Genomic DNA, 22,743 nt, shown 5'->3' on the forward strand with positions numbered 1-22,743 from the left:
CCGTTGATAATAGGCGCAGCTTTGCTGAGATTAAAACGAAAAAAGCCCACGCGTTTGAGTGGGCTTTTTCGTGCAATTGGGAGCCTGGCGGTTCACTTCGTGACGAGAAGTACTCTCACATGGGGGTGATGAACGGTGAGCGCAGCGAACGAGGGGTGCCAGTGGCACGTCGAGAGTGAAGAACCGGCAGCAAGGAAGCTGCCGTGGACGTTGCACCAGGGAAGGGATGCTACTTGTCTGTTGAGCAGATCTACATAGGTAAATCCCTACCGATGGGTTGGGTTTGCCGTTGATAATAGGCGCTCTTTGCTGCGCTTATACGAAAAAAGCCCACTCGTTTGAGTGGGCTTTTTCGTGTAATTGGGAGCCTGGCGGTTCACTTCGTGACGAGAACACCTCTCACATGGGGGTGATGAACGGTGAGCGCAGCGAACGAGGGGTGCCAGTGGCACGCCGAGAGTGAAGAACCGGCAGCAAGGAGGCTGCCGTGGACGTTGCACCAGGGAAGGGATGCTACTTGTCTGTTAAGCAGATCTACATAGGTAAATCCCTACCGATGGGTTGGGTTTGCCGTTGATAATAGGCGCAGCTTTGCTGCGCTTATACGAAAAAAGCCCACTCGTTTGAGTGGGCTTTTTCGTGTAATTAGGAGCCTGGCGGTGTGCTACTCTCACATGGGGAAACCCCACACTACCATCGCCGCTAACGCGTTTCACTTCTGAGTTCGGAATGGGATCAGGTGGTACCACGTCGCTATTGCCGCCAGGCAAAAACTGGTTGTTACCGACATCGTCAGTAACTTAACAATTCTGGAAAGCGTGATATCGTCTTCAATCAGAGTAACTCACTACTCTAACTTACTTAATTAGTCAGTCATTTAACTCACAACACTAAATGTCGAAGCCATTTAGGCGTTGTATGGTTAAGCCTCACGGGCAATTAGTACAGGTTAGCTTAATGCCTTGCAACACTTCCACACCCTGCCTATCAACGTTGTAGTCTACAACAACCCTTCAGAGAGGTTAAACCTCAGGGATGACTCATCTTGGGGCTCGCTTCCCGCTTAGATGCTTTCAGCGGTTATCGATTCCGAACGTAGCTACCGGGCAATGCCTTTGGCAAAACAACCCGAACACCAGCGGTTCGTCCACTCCGGTCCTCTCGTACTAGGAGCAGCTCCCCTCAATCATCCAACGCCCACACCAGATAGGGACCGAACTGTCTCACGACGTTCTAAACCCAGCTCGCGTACCACTTTAAATGGCGAACAGCCATACCCTTGGGACCGACTTCAGCCCCAGGATGTGATGAGCCGACATCGAGGTGCCAAACACCGCCGTCGATATGAACTCTTGGGCGGTATCAGCCTGTTATCCCCGGAGTACCTTTTATCCGTTGAGCGATGGCCCTTCCATACAGAACCACCGGATCACTATGACCTACTTTCGTACCTGCTCGACGTGTCTGTCTCGCAGTTAAGCTAGCTTATGCCATTGCACTAACCTCACGATGTCCGACCGTGATTAGCTAACCTTCGTGCTCCTCCGTTACTATTTGGGAGGAGACCGCCCCAGTCAAACTACCCACCAGACACTGTCCACAATCCCGATTAGGGACCTATGTTAGAACATCAAACATACCAGGGTGGTATTTCAAGGACGGCTCCATGCAAACTAGCGTCTGCATTTCAAAGCCTCCCACCTATCCTACACAAGTAGGTTCAATGTTCAGTGCCAAGCTGTAGTAAAGGTTCACGGGGTCTTTCCGTCTAGGTGCGGGTACACAGCATCTTCACTGCGATTTCAATTTCACTGAGTCTCGGGTGGAGACAGCGTGGCCATGGTTACACCATTCGTGCAGGTCGGAACTTACCCGACAAGGAATTTCGCTACCTTAGGACCGTTATAGTTACGGCCGCCGTTTACCGGGGCTTCGATCAAGAGCTTCGCCTAAGCTAACCCCATCAATTAACCTTCCGGCACCGGGCAGGTGTCACACCGTATACGTCATCTTACGATTTAGCACAGTGCTGTGTTTTTAATAAACAGTCCCAGCCACCTGGTCACTGCGGCCCTCATCTGCTCAGGAAGCAAGTTCCATCACAAACAAGGGCGTACCTTCTCCCGAAGTTACGGTACAATTTTGCCGAGTTCCTTCACCCGAGTTCTCTCAAGCGCCTTAGTATTCTCTACCTGACCACCTGTGTCGGTTTGGGGTACGGTTCACATAATCATAAGTTTAGAAGCTTTTCCTGGAAGCAGGGCATCAACAACTTCACCACCTTGGTGGCTCGTCTCGTGTCTCGGCCTTAGAATTCCGGATTTACCTAAAATTCCAGCCTACTCACTTTCACTTGGACAACCAACGCCAAGCTTGCCTAGCCTTCTCCGTCCCTCCATCACTGATTATATAAGTACGGGAATATTAACCCGTTTCCCATCGACTACGCATCTCTGCCTCGCCTTAGGGGCCGACTTACCCTGCCCTGATTAGCATGGGACAGGAAACCTTGGTCTTCCGGCGTGGGGGTTTTTCACCCCCATTATCGTTACTCATGTCAGCATTCGCACTTCTGATACCTCCAGCAAACTTCACAGTTCACCTTCAACGGCTTACAGAACGCTCCCCTACCCAGCAAGTAAACTTGCTGCCGCAGCTTCGGTGTATTGCTTAGCCCCGTTACATCTTCCGCGCAGGCCGACTCGACTAGTGAGCTATTACGCTTTCTTTAAAGGGTGGCTGCTTCTAAGCCAACCTCCTAGCTGTCTTAGCCTTCCCACATCGTTTCCCACTTAGCAATATTTTGGGACCTTAGCTGGCGGTCTGGGTTGTTTCCCTCTTCACGACGGACGTTAGCACCCGCCGTGTGTCTCCCGGATAGTTCTCTTTGGTATTCGGAGTTTGCAAAGGGTTGGTAAGTCGGGATGACCCCCTAGCCTTAACAGTGCTCTACCCCCAAAGGAATTCGTCCGAGGCTCTACCTAAATAGATTTCGGGGAGAACCAGCTATCTCCCGGTTTGATTGGCCTTTCACCCCCAGCCACAGGTCATCTCCACCTTTTTCAACAGGTGTGAGTTCGGTCCTCCAGTTGATGTTACTCAACCTTCAACCTGCCCATGGCTAGATCACCGGGTTTCGGGTCTATACCTAGCAACTAGACGCGCAGTTAACACTCGCTTTCGCTACGGCTCCCCTAAACGGTTAACCTTGCTACTAAATATAAGTCGCTGACCCATTATACAAAAGGTACGCAGTCACCCCATCACTAAGCACCCTGCTTGATTTGGCGCGGTTTACCGTTGGCTGCCTCGCAGGTCAACGTTACGCTCAATCAGGCTGTTTGCACTTTGTGAGTCTCATCACTAAGGCGCTTAGTGATGGGGCTCCCACTGCTTGTACGTATACGGTTTCAGGTTCTATTTCACTCCCCTCACAGGGGTTCTTTTCGCCTTTCCCTCACGGTACTGGTTCACTATCGGTCAGTAAGGAGTATTTAGCCTTGGAGGATGGTCCCCCCATCTTCAGTCAAGATAACACGTGTCCCGACCTACTTAATATGTGCTAATTGCCACTTCGTGTACGGGACTATCACCCTGTACCGTTAAACTTTCCAGAATATTCCACTATGACAACTAACATCGGCTAGTCCCCTTTCGCTCGCCGCTACTAAGGGAATCTCGGTTGATTTCTTTTCCTCCGGGTACTTAGATGTTTCAGTTCCCCGGGTTTGCCTCTACATGCTATGTATTCACATGCAGATACCCGCAAGCGGGTGGGTTTCCCCATTCGGACATCGATGGCTCAAATGCGTTTTGTCAACTCGCCACCGCTTTTCGCAGACTTACACGTCCTTCATCGCCTCTTACTGCCAAGGCATCCACCGTATACGCTTAGTCACTTAACCATACAACCCTAAATAGCTTCTGCTTTGCTTCCTGTATTTCGCGGCTCGTCCTCGCTTACTCAGTCACATACGATATGTATGCTCCTTCGCTCGCTCGTCGTTTCGCTCATCCAGAAACCAAATCATCGCTATTTCCTCTTATCCACATGAGTAAGGGATAGAGTTAATAGCTATTACCTCAACTTCCAAAGGTTGCGACAACCTAAAAGGATGGAAGATAAAGCGCCAACCCCGCCTTTTTGTCCAGGGTTAGGTGAGATGTTATCTCTGTTGTATGCATGACTGTCTAATCAATTACATTGCAGCTTACGCTGCGCCGTTTGTCAGATAGAGTAGCGTGAAAGAACATCTTTTCGATATTCTCAGTTACTCAATTTGATTGATTACTAATATCAGCTTTCCAAATTGTTAAAGAACAGGTTTAGAGTAAAAAACCCTAATCAATACTCACTTAATAAGCGGTTATTCATTAGGATTTCAGTTCCTCTTCACGACCATAAAAACGCTTATTTCTTTCGCAATCAAGGAAGAGGAAATCGTAGTGTGCAAGTAGCACAAGAGATTTTCTCTGACGCCGAGTGCGGGAGAAATGGTAGGCTTGGGCAGACTTGAACTGCCGACCTCACCCTTATCAGGGGTGCGCTCTAACCAGCTGAGCTACAAGCCTGTTCTTGCTTCTGCCTTGGCTCGTATTGCCGCGCTTGGTTTCGTCGCTCTTCAGTCACATACTTTATGTATGCTCCTTCATCGCTCCTCAAGTCGCGCACCACTACAAACCAATTCATCGCAATAACTCGCGTTATTTTGATGAGTCAAGCACACTTGCTACTTTAGCGAGCTGGTAAATGGCCAGTCGATTTTACATCGACGGTTAAGCTATTTACCGCGACACTTGCGAAGCAAGTATAAAAGCAACTGGTGGAGCTAAGCAGGATCGAACTGCTGACCTCCTGAATGCAAATCAGGCGCTCTCCCAGCTGAGCTATAGCCCCATAATTGGTCGTTCTTTTAATAACAAAACAATCTGTGTGAACACTGCGCTAAAAGGCAGTTGACGATTTTTAAGGTAAGGAGGTGATCCAACCCCAGGTTCCCCTAGGGTTACCTTGTTACGACTTCACCCCAGTCATGAAACACAAAGTGGTAATCGTCCTCCCGAAGGTTAGACTAACTACTTCTTTTGCATCCCACTCCCATGGTGTGACGGGCGGTGTGTACAAGGCCCGGGAACGTATTCACCGCAGTATGCTGACCTGCGATTACTAGCGATTCCGACTTCACGGAGTCGAGTTGCAGACTCCGATCCGGACTACGATATTCTTTAAGGGGTCCGCTCCACATCGCTGTCTCGCTTCCCTCTGTAAATACCATTGTAGCACGTGTGTAGCCCTACACGTAAGGGCCATGATGACTTGACGTCGTCCCCACCTTCCTCCGGTTTGTCACCGGCAGTCTCCTTAAAGTGCCCAACTTAATGCTGGCAACTAAGGACAAGGGTTGCGCTCGTTGCGGGACTTAACCCAACATCTCACGACACGAGCTGACGACAGCCATGCAGCACCTGTGTCAGAGTTCCCGAAGGCACTAATCCATCTCTGGAAAATTCTCTGCATGTCAAGTGTAGGTAAGGTTCTTCGCGTTGCTTCGAATTAAACCACATGCTCCACCGCTTGTGCGGGCCCCCGTCAATTCATTTGAGTTTTAACCTTGCGGCCGTACTCCCCAGGCGGTCTACTTAGCGCGTTAGCTTCGCTACGCACGAATTAAATTCACACACAGCTAGTAGACAGCGTTTACGGTGTGGACTACCAGGGTATCTAATCCTGTTCGCTACCCACACTTTCGGACATGAGCGTCAGTCTTTGGCCAGGGAGTCGCCTTCGCCACTGATGTTCCTCCAGATATCTACGCATTTCACCGCTACACCTGGAATTCCACTCCCCTCTCCAAGACTCTAGTCTGCCAGTTCTAAATGACCATCCCAGGTTGAGCCCGGGGCTTTCACATCTAGCTTAACAAACCGCCTGCGTCCGCTTTACGCCCAGTAATTCCGATTAACGCTCGCACCCTCCGTATTACCGCGGCTGCTGGCACGGAGTTAGCCGGTGCTTCTTCTGTTGTTAACGTCACAGCTGGCAGGTATTAACTACCAACCTTTCCTCACAACTGAAAGTGCTTTACAACCCGAAGGCCTTCTTCACACACGCGGCATGGCTGCATCAGGGTTTCCCCCATTGTGCAATATTCCCCACTGCTGCCTCCCGTAGGAGTCTGGGCCGTGTCTCAGTCCCAGTGTGGCTGATCTTCCTCTCAGAACAGCTAGAGATCGTCGCCTTGGTGAGCCTTTACCTCACCAACTAGCTAATCTCACTTGGGCCTCTCTTCAGGTAGGAGCTAAAAGCCCCCTTTGGTCCGTAGACGTTATGCGGTATTAGCAGTCGTTTCCAACTGTTATCCCCCTCCCAAAGGCAAGTTCCCAAGCATTACTCACCCGTCCGCCACTCGTCAGCAAATAGCAAGCTATTCCTGTTACCGTTCGACTTGCATGTGTTAGGCCTGCCGCCAGCGTTCAATCTGAGCCATGATCAAACTCTTCAATTAAAATCGAAAAACTATTTATGAATCGTCGGTTGACACTCTTAACGAGTGCCCACACAGATTGTCTTGTTATAAATTGTTAAAGAACATTGTTGCTAACTTCGTTAGCAGCCTCAGTGGTTTCCCCTGAAGCGGGACGCGCATTCTACGCGTTTCGTTTTCAGTGTCAACAACTTTTTGAAATTTATTTCGAAGCGTTGTTAGCTCTAAAAACTTGTTATAACAATTGTTTGCAACATCTGTTATAACTACTTCTTCGTGTCCCGTTTGACGTTCCCCGTCGAAGTGGTGCGCATTGTATGGATTTCTAAAAGAACGTCAACACCTATAACAAAAATAATTGCGTTTATTGATTTAAGTGGTTACTTTACGAACTAAACATACATTTTTTGTACAATTTGAACTAATTGCGTATACAGTTGTTCATATAAAGTAATCATAATGCTTAATCTGATAAACCATAAGTCAAATAAAAGGGGGAGCTGATGTCTCCTAAAAACAGTTTGCGTGTATTAGTGGTAGCAATGTGTTTCCCTGCATTGAGTTTCGCATCGCCGGTAACCGAGGAAAAACCGGTGGATGAATTTCAGGTAAAATTCCTGAAGCGTCAGGTTGATCAAAACATGTCTATTGGTCGTGCTATTCGATCTATTGCCAGCCATTATCCCCAGGACGTTGTGTCTATTGTTGATGTAGCATTGGATACTTACCCTGATAAATACCGTGAAATCATTTTTGCTGCTATCTCTGCACAACCTGCTTCTACCGAAGATATAGTGCAAATGGCAATAGAAAAAGAAGTCGCTTCGTGTCCAAACATTGTTAAGTTGGCTATAAAAGCAGAACCAAGCTACGTCGACTTCGTTGTACAAGCCGCGGCATTGGCTACACCTGACGAATTAGATGAGATCGTACGGGTTGCAGTACAAACCGAACCAGACTCGGCCGACCGTATTGTACAAACACTATCTAAAGAGCATCCAAACAAAGTCATAGAGATATTAACAACTGCTCTCGATACCGTTCCATATGTTGGCGAGTATGTGGTTGACGCACTACTTGCGGTTTTCCCCGCACAAAGTGATGAAGTTATCTCTACAGCTTTACATGAAACGTCTTCCGAAAAAGAACAGGCTATACGTATTCTGGAAACAGCGCAGAGTTATGGTGTGACAGACGAAAAACTCGAAGAATATGGGCTGTCTGCTGGATTAACAACTGAGCAGATCGCTCAGGTTATTAATAATTAAACAGCAATTTCAACCTGATTTCTGCCCTTTCCTTTTGCTGAATAGAGCGCGGCATCTGCCCGCTCTATTATAGCGGTAAGCGATTCATTTTTATAACAAGCTGTTATCCCCGCACTCATCGTAATGTCCACCCCTTCAATTGCTTCCTGCTCGACTCTTTCCCGCCAACGCTCAACCAACACATAAGCGCTTTCAATAGATGTAAAGGGTAGTAAAGCTACAAACTCCTCCCCACCCCATCTGGCCAGTACATCAGAATGCCGAATATCTGCCAGAATAATATCGCCAAAGCTCTTTAATACTTTGTCGCCAATATTGTGTCCGTATGTGTCATTGACTGATTTAAAGTGGTCAATATCCAAAATAACAAGAGTGCAAACCTCCTCGTGATGAAGTTTCATCATATCATTGAACGCTGATTCGAATTTGCTTCTGTTATACAGCCCTGTTAGCTGATCAGTTAGCGCCAGCAACGACAACCTGTCTTGTTGTATTTGAATTTGTCGGTATGCCGATTCACGGGTACGTTCGTATAATCGAAAGATGAGCACCTGAACCACAGCCACTTCAACTATATTCATCAACGCATTAAACGAAAAGGTATGTACGGTTTCTAATGTATACTGCTGCCAACATATGTAGGTTGTAAGCGCAAATATATATAAGGAAAATAATGAACCTCCGCCCCGCCCTAACAAAAAAAATGTGAGTGGCGGTATAACGGTTGCCCATAGTATCGAATAGTGAAGCCCATTGCTCAAAAGCAAATATGCCGACAATAGAACAGTGACATAGGTAGCGACTACCCACGTACACACGCGCACATTCCCCGACTTTCTGAACCACACATACAGGGCAGTTGATATTACGACACCGGTAATATCCAATGCCGCGATGGTTCTGTTTTCGAAAATAAACCAGTTAGTAAAACTTAGAATCGAAAAAATAATGATGATCAGCAGCAATGCCTGGAAAATTAACCTTACCCGCCAGAAGTCTCTTTCATGAACCTGATAAGCTGAAAAGGTTTTTACTAGATTGAATCGCATGTGGCTTTCTGAACCGTATCATTTTTTAAGTGTAGTCATTCCATAGTATTTCTCTATTTTTGCACTGAAAAAGCCGCAGAAAAAAGGCCATCATGATGATGGCCCTCTTAAATTAAGGTTACGCGTCTTATTATTTAGTCTGCACCAAACAAATCGCGGGTATACACCTTGTCGAGCACATCATTGATGTCGTCAGTTATACGGTTAGCCACAATGACATCAGACATTTCCTTGAAGGCATCCAAGTCGTTAACCACTCGTGAGTTAAAGAACTCATCTTCAGTGAGCACTGGCTCGTAAACCACAACCTCGATACCTTTGGCTTTGATACGCTTCATGATCCCCTGAATTGCACTGGCACGGAAGTTATCAGAACCGGTTTTCATAATGAGGCGATACACGCCTACAATTTTCGGTTTGCGATTAATGATGGAATCGGCTATGAAATCCTTGCGGGTTCGGTTTGCATCAACAATGGCCTGAATCATGTTGTTAGGCACATTACTGTAGTTTGCCAACAACTGCTTGGTATCTTTCGGCAGGCAATATCCGCCATAACCAAAGCTTGGATTGTTGTAATGCTTGCCAATACGTGGGTCTAAACCAACACCTTCAATAATTTGCTTGGTATTTAAGCCGTGAGCTTCTGCGTAGCTATCCAACTCGTTAAAGTACGCCACACGCATAGCAAGGTAAGTATTAGCGAACAACTTGATGGCTTCTGCTTCAGTGCTGTCGGTAAATAATACCTCAACATCTTCTTTAATGGCGCCTTGTTGCAACAGTGCAGCAAATGTTTTCGCCCGCTCGCTCTGCTCACCGATAACGATTCGGCTTGGATAAAGGTTATCGTACAGCGCTTTGCCTTCACGCAGAAACTCCGGAGAGAAAATGAGGTTTTCAGTGCCGTGTTCTTCTTTGGCTTGCTGGGTAAAACCAACAGGTACGGTAGATTTCACCACCATCACAGCGTTAGGGTTAACTGCCATCACCGACTTAATTACCGCATCAACACTACCTGTATTGAAGTAATTGGTTTGTGGGTCGTAATCTGTGGGAGTGGCAATTACCACGAAATCAGCATCTTTATAGGCTTCTTCAGCGTCCAGGGTCGCTTTCAGATTGAGCTCTTTCTCTGATAAATACTGCGAGATTTCTTTGTCTTCAATGGGCGACTTTCTTGCATTTAGCAACTCGACTTTTTCAGGCACAAGATCCACAGCGACCACTTCATTGTGCTGCGCGAGTAATACTGCGTTCGATAACCCCACGTATCCTGTACCCGCTACGGCTATTTTCCGCATATTTTTTGTACCTTCCATTTAATCTATCTCCAATTTTTGGTAATTCATAAACCACTATCATTCCATAGTAATTTTAAATAATGATGAAAGCCAATGCTATATTCATGCCACTGACAATAAGCGCTTTCATTCTTGTATTTGTGCTCTCTTGTCGAAAGCTACCATGCATTCTTCCACAGCTTTAATTGCAAAGTTCTCTCGTTTCAAGGTCAAGTTAGGGCTGTAGCATGGGTCGAGACTAATATAGGAAGCCCATTTATCCTGTAAATAACTTAGTTCACGATTAAACCGCATTGCCTTTTCAGGCGAAATATCTAACCCTCTGCTTACAGATTCATGGTGAAAAAGTTCGGCTTCGGCGCAGTAAACGTTGTTAAGGCCTAACTCTCTTATTTTCAAACAAAAGTCGACATCGTTAAATGCAACAGCAAGATCTTTTTCATTTAACCCACCCACTTTTGCAAAATCCGTTTTCTTTACAAGCAAGCACGCTGCCGTCACAGCACTATAGTTGCTGGTAGCGTTAATGCGGTTTAAATAGCCGGTGTGCAGCCTGGGAAAGTTCTTGTGTGCATGTCCCGCACCTCCACCGTAACCTAAAACGACTCCGGCGTGCTGAATTCTCGTATCGGAATAAAGCAATTTCGCCCCTACACATCCCACATCTTTTCGTTCTACATGCCCTACCATAAAGTTAAGCCATTCTGGCGAAATAACTTCAATGTCGTTATTAATAAGGCCGATAATACTGCCTCTGGCATATTCCACACCAAAGTTGTTTATCGCTGAATAATTGAATGGAAATGGGTATTGCAATACCCGAATATTGTCCAGTGAAGCAAGATATTCAAAATAGGTTAAGCTCTCTGGGTCATCAGAACCGTTGTCGATTAGCAGTATTTCGTAGTTTCTATAAGTAGTTTTTTCACGAATAGATTCAATACATGCTTTGACGAGCGATTTCCCATTTTTCGTTGGGATAATAAGGCTAACCAAAGGAGCGGTATTCGGCCACATGATTCGGTTAAGCATTTTAGCTTCGTCAACGACTACACTCGCTTGTGTATATTTCTCCAAACTCGCCTTCACAGTTTGAAGCATATTTGTGACCCCATTCGCTTCAACGGCATGTTGTATTAGCGGAGTTGGTAAATGTTTAATCGTAAGTGACTTGCAACACATCACTAGTTCGGTCAACACGCTAGAAATTGCGGAGTCCACCGTTAAGGAAATAGACTTCAGTAATTCCGATTCAAGAAAAACGCCTGTTCTAATATAAGCCGTGGAAAAATGTAAATCCGGATTCCAGTCAGGTAAAAATCTCGGTGCGGCCCTTTTACCTTTGACATTTATAGTGTCCGTGTCGCTGTAAACGAGATCTGCGCCGACCAAACCGCACGAAAATTCGGATATACTTTCGGGATGTATTCTGTCTCCCCCTTGTATAAATAGGGTTGGTATCGTGAAGTCATAAGGATTGAGCGATAACTCGGCTTCATTGGCAAGTGCCAAGCAAAGGCAGTTTAAGGCTCCCAATTCGTTGACGTGAGCCACCGTCGCCGACAAATCCTTTTCTCCAAAAATTATGGCTTGCCACTTAGCCACAGGTTTATCCGCTTCACCTTTGCGTTGTGCTTTTTGAAAAGCAAGCCAACTGTCATAGAGTTGCTGTGTTTGCTTAGCGGTTGGCGCATCATAAAAAAGCCCCGCTTTTCTCACTGAGCGAATGTAAAACCCAGTCAAGCGTTCATTCTGTTTTAATTTTGCTTTAAATGAGGTTGGAATTAGCTGTAAACCCGCACGCACTGAGCGCATTAGTATTTTTTTCATTTAGGCGTTTTTTGTCTGCGAAATTAAAAAGCCGTTTTAAAAGAAAACGGCTTTGCAGTCTAACATATGACTAAGGTATAAGTTTAGTCACCAGTTCCTAATCGCTCACCCTGATAGCTACCATCTTGTACGGCTTTCCACCAGGCTTCGTTATTCAGGTACCATTCAACGGTTTTGCGAATACCACTTTCAAAGGTTTCCTGTGGAGACCAACCCAGCTCACGCTGAATTTTACCGGCGTCGATGGCGTAGCGCATATCGTGCCCTGGACGATCTTGCACGTAAGTGATTTGCTCAGCGTATGGTGCATCTTTGGGCTTAACGTCATCCAAAATGGTGCAAATGGTTTTCACCACATCAATGTTTTGCTTTTCGTTATGGCCGCCAATGTTGTAGGTTTCGCCAATTTTGCCCTTCAGCGCCACCAGCACCAATGCACGGGCATGATCTTCCACATACAACCAATCGCGAATTTGATTGCCCTTACCGTAAACAGGCAATGGCTTACCGGCCAAGGCATTCAAAATAACTAATGGAATGAGCTTTTCAGGGAAGTGATAAGGGCCGTAGTTGTTCGAGCAGTTAGTCACCAAGGTAGGCAACTTATAGGTGCGAAGCCAGGAACGCACTAACTGATCAGAGCTGGCTTTACTGGCAGAATACGGTGAACTTGGCGCATAAGGTGTAGTTTCCGTAAACAATGGAAGCTCTGTTCCTGGTTCAACTTCATCCGGGTGAGGAAGGTCACCGTATACTTCATCGGTTGATATATGATGGAACTTGAACCCGGCTTTTTTGTCGCCTTCAAGAGCCGACCAATAGGCACGAGCTTGCTCAAGCAAGGTGTACGTACCCACTACGTTGGTTTGAATAAATTCACCCGGCCCATCAATAGAACGGTCGACGTGAGATTCCGCAGCCAGATGCATAATGATGTCGGGCTGATGAGTATCGAATACGCGCTTTACCTCTGCACCATCACAAATATCCACTTTTTCGAAGTGATAGCGCTCACTGTCATCCACTTTTTTTAGTGATTCTAAGTTCCCCGCGTAGGTTAACTTGTCGAGGTTAATTACCGTATGGTCGGTATCGTTAATTAAATGGCGAACTACCGCAGAGCCAATAAAGCCCGCACCGCCTGTTACTAAAATGGTTTTGCTCATGAAAGATACTCTACTTTACGCTTTCAGCTCATCCATCATGGCCGACAATTGCTTGCGCCAGTGAGTAGGATGCAGTGAAGAAAAGGTGTCGCGGGTCAGGGTTTTATCTAACACGCTGTAATGGGGTCGCTTCGCCGGTGTAGGATATTGGGATGACGGAATGGGGTTCACAGGTACAGCTTTTTCAAGCAAGCCTTTTTCAATACCCAACTCTTGAATGGCTAAGGCAAAATCATACCAGCTACATACGCCTTCATCTGTCCAGTGATACACACCCTGGGTTTTATTTTGCGCGGCGAACACACACGCTTCTGCCAACCCTTGCGCCCAGGTGGGAGTTCCCACCTGGTCGTCAATCACGCCAAGCTGTGGCTTTTCTGCCATCAGGCGCAGCATGGTTTTTACAAAATTACTGCCATGGGAAGAATACACCCAGGCAGTGCGAATTAAGCAGCTTGCATCTGGCAAAGTAGACAACAGTGCCTTTTCACCCTCTGCTTTGGTTTTACCGTAAACACCCTGAGGCTCAATAGCATCATCTACGGTGTAGGGCGTGCCCTTCTGGCCGTTAAACACATAATCGGTAGATACGTGCACCAAGAATAAACCGTTATTTTTGCAATAATTTGCCAGGTTTTGCACACCGGTGGTGTTAATAAGTGCAGCAGCGGCTTCATCCGTTTCAGCTTTGTCAACGGCTGTATACGCCGAAGCGTTAATTACTGCGGTAGGTTTAATACTATCTAGCTTTTCTGCTAAGGCGTCAGGCTGCGTAATATCAATATCATCACGACCTAAGCACTCAGCATTACTGCCTAAAATGCGCATGAGTTCAAATGACAACTGCCCGGATTTTCCAATAACCACAATACTCATGGTAAGCCTCAGAATGTGGGAGCGTTAACAAACGCTGTACCGTCGGCATCTTTGCCAGACAGCGATGGCGCTTCACCATTAACCAGTGGCCATTGAATGCCAATGGTTGGGTCGTCATACTTTACCGACACTTCAGATTCCGGGTGATAATAGTCAGTACATTTATACACGAACTCAGCAGATTCACTGGTTACGTAGAAACCGTGGGCAAAACCAGCCGGTACCCATAGTTGGCGCTTGTTTTCTGCAGACAGATACACGCCTACCCATTTACCAAAGGTATCGGAGTTTTTGCGCATGTCCACAGCCACGTCGAATACTTCACCCGACACCACACGTACCAGCTTGCCCTGGGTTTGCTGCAGCTGATAATGAAGGCCACGTAAAATGCCCTGTTTGGATTTGGAGTGATTGTCTTGCACAAAATCAACGTCTGCGCACTCTTTCTTAAACCAATCGGTGCGGAAGGTTTCTAAAAAGAAACCGCGCTCGTCGCCAAATACTTTTGGCTCGATAATTTTGACATCCGGGATGTCGGTTTTAATAACCTGCATAAATTTGTTCCACTAATGATGTACCAGAAACATCATTTGGTTAATTTTTAGAGTAACAACGCAATCATAGCTATTCATCATTGCGTTACATGAATCTTACCTAAACCTTGAGTAACCATCATGACAACGACTTATACGCTACTCATCTAATCCCTTCGTAACTTTAAAATTATCAAACTCTATAAACGTTACTTTGGAAGGACTCCAAGATGGATCGTTCCCACCATAAAATGAGCTATACATGAAATAATCAATTTGGGAGGACATGTTACCTGTTAAATTTAAGCCCGTCTTTTCAACCAATTTATTACCATCAACAAACAGAGCTGCGACGCCATCAGCGCTTCCGATCCCAGAATTCAATTTCACATATATTGATATTTTGTGCCACTCACCTTTCGCAAAGGTAAAGTCACCTGAAGGGGTTACATCATCACCACACCGGTTTTTCCGATCCTGGTGGTAAATATACAAAACAGGCTTACCCTCATGCCGCCACATTAACCGGACAGACCAACCATTAGGGTCTATAGGTTTACACCCCGTTGTAGCTTTTCCTCCCCCTAAACCGTGTATCTTTCCTCCTTTTACAAACTCAAACTGAGAGCCTATTCTCATATCAAACGAGAGAGTTGCTTCGGTCACACTGTTAGTTAGTTTGAATCGCTTTCCAATAAAAGGAGTTCCGGTTGGAGATGGTTGATATATCTGACGAACGACTAAACCACTCTCGATGTCATCAGACTCTTTTTTTATTTGCAAACCATCAGAAAACCAGTGCTGTTGTTGCATGTTTTCGAAGTCTTCGTAAAATAAAAAAGAGGCATTTTCCTTATCACCTGGAAATAAACCTCTTAGAAAAACTAGCCCAACAATAATAAACGATAAAATTGTGAGCTTTATAAGTTTGGAAAGCACTGCGCCTGTACCCTTGGACTTTGTTATTTTACTCTATCTTTAATCACTTTTAGTAGATATGTACCATAACCACTTTTAACCAGTGACGCTGCCAGTTTTTCCAATTGGGCTGCGTCAATATAACCCATACGAAATGCAACCTCTTCTGGACAACAAATTTTAAGGCCTTGCCGCTTTTCAATGGCAGCCACGAAGTTGGCTGCATCGAGCAAAGAGTCAAGCGTGCCCGTATCTAACCAAGCTGACCCTCGCCCCATAAGTTCCACTTTTAATGAGCCATCCTGAAGGTAGAGATTATTAAGATCGGTAATCTCAAGCTCTCCCCGGTGTGAAGGTTTTACATCTTTGGCGAAATCGACAACGCGATTATCATAGTAATAAAGGCCTGTTACTGCATAATTTGACTTAGGAATAGCAGGCTTCTCTTCAATTGATAAGGCATTCCAGTCGTTATCAAAATCCACTACGCCATAACGCTCAGGGTCAGTGACATGGTAGCCAAAAACTGTAGCGCCGTGCTCTTGTCCGTAGGCATTTTTTAGAGACTGTCGAAGATCATGACCATAATAAATGTTATCACCCAGAATAAGGGTACAAGCGTCGTTACCGATAAAATTCTCACCGATCAAGAAGGCTTGGGCCAAGCCATCAGGGGAAGGTTGCACTGCGTACTGGACATTGATACCTAGCTCACTGCCATCGCCGATTAGTTCAATAAAGCGGTGTTGTTCTTCTGGGGTGGTGATGATCAAGATGTCACGGATACCCGACATCATCAGCGTAGCTAACGGGTAGAAGATCATAGGTTTGTCGTAAACGGGCATAAGCTGCTTACTTACCACTTTAGTAAGTGGATGTAATCGTGTGCCCGATCCACCGGCTAGTATTATTCCTTTTCGCATGGCTGCCTCATTGAAACTGTTTAAAGTTTAGGTAAATATCTTTTTAATTCTTACCACATGGATAACTGTTTTCATAGATAGGAATCTAGTAACTCATATTCATCAGACAAAAGATGGGCAAATTTTTGCAGATCCTTTGGTAAAGTAGAACGAATCCTGATGCTATTCTCAAAACCCGAAGGTAGTTTTCTTGAAAGTAGATCTTCCAGCCTTGCAATATCGCGCTTCCAGTTCATTTCAGAACCTATAAAATTAAAGTCTTGGGGTAAAAACTCGCTGAAAAATCGACTATATACTTTTGTTAGCTCTTCAAAGCCACTCTCTTCCATCATAGCCACAAAAAGATACTTCGCATTATTCAGCTTTCTTCTCTCTGCCAACTCAAGGAGCTTTTGATACAACGGAACCGGTTCTTCATGGTCCAATATCCAATTGAACTGCCTCCACAATCTTTCTAGGGGATCTGCTATCCAGCAGATTGAAGACGCAGATGGATATATAAGCTTCGCCTCTCGGGAGGGTTGTAAGACACCGTGGATAACCTTTACTTTCGAGGTAAGTGGTAAACGTTCGCTTCCCAATGAGGTGATGCAACCTGGTGGTTTTCTAATACAGAAAACTTCAGTTTTTCCATATGAAGCTTTCAAAGTGCTAAGGGTTAAATACTCAGAAACAAAGGGTATTTGATGGGACAACAACGTTACAGTACTTTCACTTTTCGTGTTGCTATTATAGATCAAAGGTGCCTGTTTGTTCTCTGATTCTGGATGAGAGAAAAAACCTTTAACTGTCAGTAAAGAGTGCTTTACCCTTCCAGAAATAAAATCTAAAAAGTAACCTCGCTTTTTTACGGATTTAATGCTTCTTTCCAATACTTTAAATTTAAGAGCATCGTTCTCATCTGAGCATGTATCTTTTTTTTCTATTACGAACTTCGCAATCAACAAACCAGCCTTATCATCAAAATTTATAAATTCTGACGTGAGCTGTTCAAAACTTTTAATCCCTAGCCTCTGAACTCTCACCTTTTTTTGCTCTAGATTTTCAGCATCTTTAATTAGCACCTCACTATTACCAACGTGAAAATCATTACAGAAAAAAACTAGTTGTTTAATTAAGACTTTTTTTAGTTGCCAGAAAGTCGATCCTGAAAGGATTGAATAGTTTAAATCAGACGTATTAGCCTGATGCTGTAGAAATGTATCTAGGGACGAGTACAGGAAATCAGCTTCAAATCTATTGAACCACCTTTTATATTCTAACCCCTCAAATGAGTAGCCTGTGTTAACACGATAGTTTGTTTTCTGAAGCACATGGTGGTTGACATGGACGTCTAGTGAATTAAGCATATCTGAAACAATGCTCCCGCCACTAAAGGCATTTTCTGAGTAAGCCCGCAGAATAAACTTGTCATGACCTATATCGCATATTTTTTTGCGTAATAGATTGAGTGTATTAGAACTCTCTTTTCCCGAAATATCTATAACACCAGACTGCCCATGCCTTTTCACTGATTGATTATAGCCAGACTCTATTAAACTTAATTCAAATCGTATGTAAGCAAGAAACTTTAGATTTGGTAAAACCTCAGCTAATAACGCGACTTTCTTAAAAAAGAACTCTGATGATAACAGTATGCACTCTGCCCCGAGCGACTCTGCTTCATCACATAACTTGTCAAACCTCTCAGCGCTAAAGCTTAATTCCCCCATAGTATTTCTTTCGAAAATACTCATGAGATTTCCTGAACTGATTCCATTGGGGTCAATATCGTGCTCAGGATAATAGATATTATGATTTAACAGATATTTCCTATTCTCCACACACCACTTTTGTATGGCAGAAGTGCCTGTTTTAGGAGGTCCTATATGTACATAAAACTTCATGTCTGGTGATACTGCCCTAACATTGTTGACATTTATCTCTACTTCTTAGAATGCGACGCTAGTATTCCGTCAACAATTTTCTTAAATTTTGTATTATAGATCTCTTGCGAATATTCCAGACGTGCTTTTTGTAATGCAGCGTTCCCTAGAGGTAATAGCATAGATTTATTTTTTGCAATTTCCTTTAATGCGTCTGCAATAAGATCCGGTCTTTTAAATGGAAACAACATACCACTGTGCTCACCTACTGTTTCCAAGATTGCTCCATAATCATATCCCAAAACAACCCTTCCATTGCTCATTGCTTCAGCAACTGTTCTACCGAAGGATTCCTGAAACCAAGACAGACTTAAGACAATATCGCTAGTTTGTATCGCTTCTTCGACATTCTGTTTATATCCTCCATAAACAATATTTTTTGTCGGATATTTTTTTTCAGCACATTTGACGTCGTTGGTAATTGGCCCATAAAGCGAAAACTGGATATCTGTAGCTATGCAAGCGTGGGCAATATAGAAAAAGTCTTCTACTCCCTTTTTTTGTATATTACTGCCAATCAGGCACACTTTCAGGGGAGAATATAGATCAATCGGCCTCACTCTCTCAGGCTGCTCAACCTGATTATGTAAAACAAAAACACGATCTTCTAAATCTAACCATTCCGCAGTAAAGTGTGAGTTGGCTACAAAATAGTCTGTCCATCCGCTCAGTCGTTCAGCGGTTTGTTTCGCTGTTTCCTGCAGTAAGCTGCGAATATGCTCATCTTGTTCGGGAAGCTCTCTTACATGTGTCACAACCGGGACTTTGGCGTTCTTTGCGGCTCGGTAAGGCTCATGCATCATTATTGTGTTTATATAAACGAGTGCAACCGAATTGCTTTGTATGTAAGAAGTTAAATAACTTTCAATGATTGATGAAGCGGTTTTGCAGCTCGTAAACCATTGCAAAGGCAAAAAAATGATTCGATGTGATTTTGGAAGCAATCTGCTTACATACTCTGTATTAGTTGCGTTTGGAAGTACAAGCGTAACTTTGAATCCAGAAACATGGGCGGCATCAACTAAATCTTCGAAGCTTAATTCAGCACCGAATAGTTGCTGAGATACGCTATGAGCAACAAGAAGAATATGTGCCCCATCAGAACCAGCTGTTCCATCGCATGTCACCGGCTCAGAAAAGTTCCAACCATGTGTTAATGCATTCCAGGTTGGGGATATGGTTGAATTCAATTTTTTCTTATATCGAAAGGCACTTGGAACAAAGAGTGGTGAGGGCGCATAATCCAATGCTTCGCCAGAAGCCCAAAAATGATCGTACAACGTCCCACCCATCCTATTAACGTCAGAGTAGCGCTCAAGATACCATGAGTTATCGAGCGCTCTACGCCATCGATGAATTTCTTGGTCTGAAAGCCCTCTGGACAATGCGCTAGCGCATAACTCAGAAGGGACAGGGAAATAGCAGGCTTGATTTTCTAGCTTGATTGGCAGTTCGGCGTTTTTGTGCCAGCACTTCGCATAACCAAGATGCTCTTGCCTGACGCCACCAAACTGCGTAACTAAGTGCGTTTTTGAAGTCTGTGTCAAGGAAGCGCTATGGACTCGCCCAAAAGACAAGGGGACGTCTGGAAGTACTTCATGGATGCTACTTTCACCAAAGTTTGCCAATAGCCGAAGGTAGAATTCCGTGTCAGCCCCCGCTTTTAACTCGTCCCAATACCCGATCGTGTCAAAAATATCTCTAGAAACCATCAGAGAAGATACATTGCGATAAATCCATGAACCGTCATTTCTCAACCGGGTAAATTCCAGCTTTTCATTGCAACGAACCCAGTGAGACACAGTACCGATAAGCCCTTGGCCTGAAATTAACGGCAATACTTGCCGTTCAATTTTCTGCGGATGAGCCCAGTCGTCAGCATCCATTACAGTGACAAAATCGCCACTTGCTTGCTTAGCCCCTATGTTCCTGGTTGGGTAAGCCCCCATGTTTTTAGTGTTACTGAGTACTCTTACATTCGGATACTTAGTAAACGAATTGGCGACATTTAAGGATGTATCAGTAGAACAGTCATCGACAACAATTATTTCAACCTCAGGCCATGTTTGAGACAAAAGCGACTCAAGGGCATTAGAGATAGTATCTTCAGCGTTATAAAGTGGCACTATCACAGATACTCTTTGAACAGGCTTGTGTCTTCTGGAATACAATGCATTTTTCCAAAGCCGCTTCGCAGGTTTCGCGTACAAGTTGTCCAAATAGTTTTCATTGTCTGCAGAATTTATCTCTAACAGGCGATTCTTTGAGTATATTCGATTTACAAAAAGGAGGTCTTTACTAAGCGACAGCATCTGATAGGCAAGTAATTTAGCGTTCGATTTTTTCCAATACTTGTTTCTTAAAAGGTGAACTGCAACTGCCTCATTTCCGAGCCTGTACGCTGCCTCAAAAGCTGTTAGAAAAAGTGAGCTTTCATTTACCAGCCCAGCAACATTATCTAATTCTGCGATAGCTTCTCGTGCAAACGACAAGGACTGTTTATATTCACCTTGAAAAAGAAAAAACTCAGCTAAAACCTTCTTCGTATAAACACTATTAGTGTCACTATTCTTAAGGAATACATAAAGTTCTGCTAATGTTTTTTCTGGTATAAAAGCATTTGCCCAGAGATCTCTTTCTAAAGGAATAGAAGGCAAATAATAGGGTAGCCGCCCCTCACTCCTGCCGTATAACTCATAATGAACTTTTGGATCAGCACCAGCAGCCGCTACATCTGGATAATTTCTAAGATACCACTCACCATCTACAAACGTTTTAGGATTCACGGTTCTCATCAAAAGATGGGCTTTAAGTAAGCGCCCCCCTTTTATTATGTAAGAAAGAAGCTTCATTAACTAACGAATAGCTCTAAACAGATCTGCGGCACCTTCAATCCCAGACTTACTCATTTGAAGAAGCTGTCCTCTATATTTATGGATCGGACTCTTACCATCCGAGTACCTGAACTTACTTAAGTATCTGTAATCACCCAACATATCCGTATTTTGTTCCTTTGACTCAAGTACTTTTTCCATTTGCAACCGCGCTTTTTCAGACTCTCCAGCCTCGTGATACATGGTTGCTAACACCACCCTGTAAAACAAACAATCTTCTGTATACTCCAGAGCCTTTTCAACATGATAAATAGCTTGTTCTAATCCGATTACATCTTTGAAGTGAAAAACCAGATGCCAGCAACCAAAAGCTCGCTGGTACTGATCAATGTCAGAATTCTCAGTCTGCGCTAAGATATCGATGATATGTCTAGCCATAGCTTCATGATCAAAATCTTCCTCAGGGACACTTATATTAGCATTCCCGATAAGCTCCGCTAATTGTGAAAAGCCACTATTTCCTGCATAAATTTTGCTAGTTCTGGACATCAATACCATGTCGAAAATTGCTTTTTGTAATGATGACATCTTCGCAAATCGCTTGTCATCATTAAAAAACAAGCCACTATATTTATCAGCAAGATAACGACAAATTGAACTCGTTTGCCCAAATAGAATGACTTTTACATTTTGTTTGGCCAAACAACTCATCATATAATCAGCTTGTGCGTAAGAAATTACTTTGTTGGTGTACCTGTCGTCATACCGGTATCGTCCGTAGACAATATCGCCACTCCGCAAGTGAATTGAAATACAAGATGAAGGAATATTAATCCGATTTGCAAATTCAATAGCTGTATTTATATCTTCAGAAAATTGAATAGTCTTAAACGCCCGAGCAAAAACATCGCGCTCAAGTTTAGTGTTTAAATCAGGGTATTGGTGAATCAAGTTTGCCTGGGATACTCTGACTGCAGCATTTTGGTTATTTAGGGTCCCAACATCCTCCACACTTTCTATATTAACAATGTTACTAGGAACATCCTTCACCATGTAAGCTTGGCGAAATGATTCAGAAAAAGTTTCTTCAGGACTCGCTATGGCGTGAGTATTTCCCAAATAGTTTGATTTAGCCCATGTGAATTTAAAGCTACTTTTAAAATAATCAGCTAATACGATAGCATTCAGGAGTGACTTCAATCTCTCGCCAAATCCATCTGTTCTTGTGGAATAAAATGTAATGTTCAGTTGATTATTTAATAGTGGAAGCTTCTCAATTTGTTCCAACAAAGGTGGTTTGGGAAGCCGCCCTTCTTGCTCTCCATACAGCACATAGTGTACAAGGGGGTTCATCCCACTCGTTCTAACATCCTTATAGCGGCCTAGATACCACGAGGTACTAAAGTAGCTTGACGGGTCATAGCCCGCCTCAGCACCTTTATACAGATAGTGCTCAACGGCATCTTTCTTGCTGAAACTCCCGTTACCAAATGTTTTTTCACTTAAATAGCTCTCGACGTAAAACTTTTCATCAAAGAACTCTGATTCAGTGATTATTTCACCGTACTTCTTAAAGTCAGATGCACTTAAAGAACTCAGTGAAAGGATTTTTTTAATAATTTTCATTTGAAG

General features: G+C 44.2%; 12 protein-coding genes, 2 tRNA genes and 3 rRNA genes. 1 reads left to right on the forward strand and 16 read right to left on the reverse strand.

The annotated features are described in order from the left end of the window. Nucleotides 1-651: 651 nt before the first annotated feature. The 5 genes from rrf to ACXACM_RS00025 form a co-directional block, all read right to left on the reverse strand. Nucleotides 652-767, reverse strand: a 5S ribosomal RNA gene (gene rrf, locus ACXACM_RS00005). A 151-nt stretch (nucleotides 768-918) separates the two neighbouring features. Further along, nucleotides 919-3,905, reverse strand: a 23S ribosomal RNA gene (locus tag ACXACM_RS00010). Between the two features lie 590 nt (nucleotides 3,906-4,495). Further along, nucleotides 4,496-4,572 (reverse strand) — tRNA-Ile (locus ACXACM_RS00015). 249 nt (nucleotides 4,573-4,821) lie between these two features. After that, nucleotides 4,822-4,897 (reverse strand) — tRNA-Ala (locus ACXACM_RS00020). 75 nt (nucleotides 4,898-4,972) lie between these two features. Beyond that, nucleotides 4,973-6,506: ribosomal RNA gene (locus ACXACM_RS00025) — 16S ribosomal RNA — on the reverse strand. The 16S, 23S and 5S rRNA genes sit together here with 2 tRNA genes alongside, the layout of an rRNA operon. A 521-nt stretch (nucleotides 6,507-7,027) precedes the next feature. On the opposite strand from ACXACM_RS00025, the gene ACXACM_RS00030 reads away from it, so the two are divergent. Continuing rightward, nucleotides 7,028-7,753, forward strand: a complete 726-nt coding sequence (locus tag ACXACM_RS00030) for a hypothetical protein (RefSeq protein ID WP_474824170.1) — start codon at nucleotides 7,028-7,030, stop codon at nucleotides 7,751-7,753. Here the strand turns inward: ACXACM_RS00030 and ACXACM_RS00035 are convergent. From ACXACM_RS00035 to ACXACM_RS00085, 11 genes are all read right to left on the reverse strand, one after another. Beyond that, complete coding sequence (locus tag ACXACM_RS00035; protein ID WP_474818943.1) at nucleotides 7,750-8,802, reverse strand: GGDEF domain-containing protein; 1,053 nt, start codon at nucleotides 8,800-8,802, stop codon at nucleotides 7,750-7,752. The two genes, ACXACM_RS00030 and ACXACM_RS00035, sit on opposite strands and share 4 nt — an antisense overlap. Nucleotides 8,803-8,936: 134 nt before the next feature. After that, complete coding sequence (locus tag ACXACM_RS00040; protein ID WP_474818944.1) at nucleotides 8,937-10,124, reverse strand: nucleotide sugar dehydrogenase; 1,188 nt, start codon at nucleotides 10,122-10,124, stop codon at nucleotides 8,937-8,939. Between the two features lie 108 nt (nucleotides 10,125-10,232). Further along, nucleotides 10,233-11,936, reverse strand: a complete 1,704-nt coding sequence (locus ACXACM_RS00045; protein ID WP_474818945.1) for a glycosyltransferase family 2 protein — start codon at nucleotides 11,934-11,936, stop codon at nucleotides 10,233-10,235. 83 nt (nucleotides 11,937-12,019) lie between these two features. Next, nucleotides 12,020-13,102 carry a dTDP-glucose 4,6-dehydratase gene (rfbB, locus tag ACXACM_RS00050; protein ID WP_474818947.1) on the reverse strand — a complete coding sequence of 361 codons (1,083 nt, stop codon included), beginning with the start codon at nucleotides 13,100-13,102 and terminating at the stop codon, nucleotides 12,020-12,022. A 15-nt stretch (nucleotides 13,103-13,117) separates the two neighbouring features. Further along, a complete protein-coding gene (gene rfbD / locus ACXACM_RS00055) occupies nucleotides 13,118-13,978 on the reverse strand; it encodes a dTDP-4-dehydrorhamnose reductase (protein ID WP_474818948.1) in 861 nt (286 codons plus the stop codon). A gap of 8 nt (nucleotides 13,979-13,986) precedes the next feature. Continuing rightward, nucleotides 13,987-14,532 carry a dTDP-4-dehydrorhamnose 3,5-epimerase gene (gene rfbC / locus ACXACM_RS00060; RefSeq protein WP_474818949.1) on the reverse strand — a complete coding sequence of 182 codons (546 nt, stop codon included), beginning with the start codon at nucleotides 14,530-14,532 and terminating at the stop codon, nucleotides 13,987-13,989. Between the two features lie 138 nt (nucleotides 14,533-14,670). Next, the gene (locus ACXACM_RS00065) at nucleotides 14,671-15,450 is read right to left on the reverse strand and encodes a polysaccharide lyase (protein WP_474818951.1); all 780 of its coding nucleotides are present in this window, start codon (nucleotides 15,448-15,450) and stop codon (nucleotides 14,671-14,673) included. A 23-nt stretch (nucleotides 15,451-15,473) separates the two neighbouring features. Next, nucleotides 15,474-16,352: a glucose-1-phosphate thymidylyltransferase RfbA gene (rfbA, locus tag ACXACM_RS00070; RefSeq protein WP_474818953.1), complete on the reverse strand. Its 879-nt coding sequence runs from the start codon at nucleotides 16,350-16,352 to the stop codon at nucleotides 15,474-15,476. Between the two features lie 71 nt (nucleotides 16,353-16,423). After that, nucleotides 16,424-18,088 (reverse strand): hypothetical protein, encoded by a 1,665-nt coding sequence (locus tag ACXACM_RS00075; RefSeq protein WP_474818954.1) that lies wholly within the window; start codon nucleotides 18,086-18,088, stop codon nucleotides 16,424-16,426. A 188-nt stretch (nucleotides 18,089-18,276) separates the two neighbouring features. Beyond that, nucleotides 18,277-21,063, reverse strand: coding sequence for a glycosyltransferase (locus tag ACXACM_RS00080; RefSeq protein ID WP_474818955.1), 2,787 nt, complete (start codon nucleotides 21,061-21,063; stop codon nucleotides 18,277-18,279). 69 nt (nucleotides 21,064-21,132) lie between these two features. Further along, nucleotides 21,133-22,737, reverse strand: coding sequence for a tetratricopeptide repeat protein (locus ACXACM_RS00085; RefSeq protein ID WP_474818957.1), 1,605 nt, complete (start codon nucleotides 22,735-22,737; stop codon nucleotides 21,133-21,135). Between the last annotated feature and the right edge of the window lie 6 nt (nucleotides 22,738-22,743).

It is taken from the genome of Alteromonas sp. AWQ4_252 (genome assembly GCF_056158205.1).

Coding starts and splice junctions, on each gene's coding strand:
- ACXACM_RS00035 (WP_474818943.1), bottom strand. CDS start 8,802: ATGCGATTCAATCTAGTAAAAACCTTTTCAGCTTATCAGGTTCATGAA.
- ACXACM_RS00045 (WP_474818945.1), bottom strand. CDS start 11,936: ATGAAAAAAATACTAATGCGCTCAGTGCGTGCGGGTTTACAGCTAATT.
- rfbC (WP_474818949.1), bottom strand. CDS start 14,532: ATGCAGGTTATTAAAACCGACATCCCGGATGTCAAAATTATCGAGCCA.
- ACXACM_RS00085 (WP_474818957.1), bottom strand. CDS start 22,737: ATGAAAATTATTAAAAAAATCCTTTCACTGAGTTCTTTAAGTGCATCT.
- rfbD (WP_474818948.1), bottom strand. CDS start 13,978: ATGAGTATTGTGGTTATTGGAAAATCCGGGCAGTTGTCATTTGAACTC.
- ACXACM_RS00040 (WP_474818944.1), bottom strand. CDS start 10,124: ATGGAAGGTACAAAAAATATGCGGAAAATAGCCGTAGCGGGTACAGGA.
- rfbA (WP_474818953.1), bottom strand. CDS start 16,352: ATGCGAAAAGGAATAATACTAGCCGGTGGATCGGGCACACGATTACAT.
- ACXACM_RS00075 (WP_474818954.1), bottom strand. CDS start 18,088: ATGAGTATTTTCGAAAGAAATACTATGGGGGAATTAAGCTTTAGCGCT.
- ACXACM_RS00030 (WP_474824170.1), top strand. CDS start 7,028: ATGTGTTTCCCTGCATTGAGTTTCGCATCGCCGGTAACCGAGGAAAAA.
- rfbB (WP_474818947.1), bottom strand. CDS start 13,102: ATGAGCAAAACCATTTTAGTAACAGGCGGTGCGGGCTTTATTGGCTCT.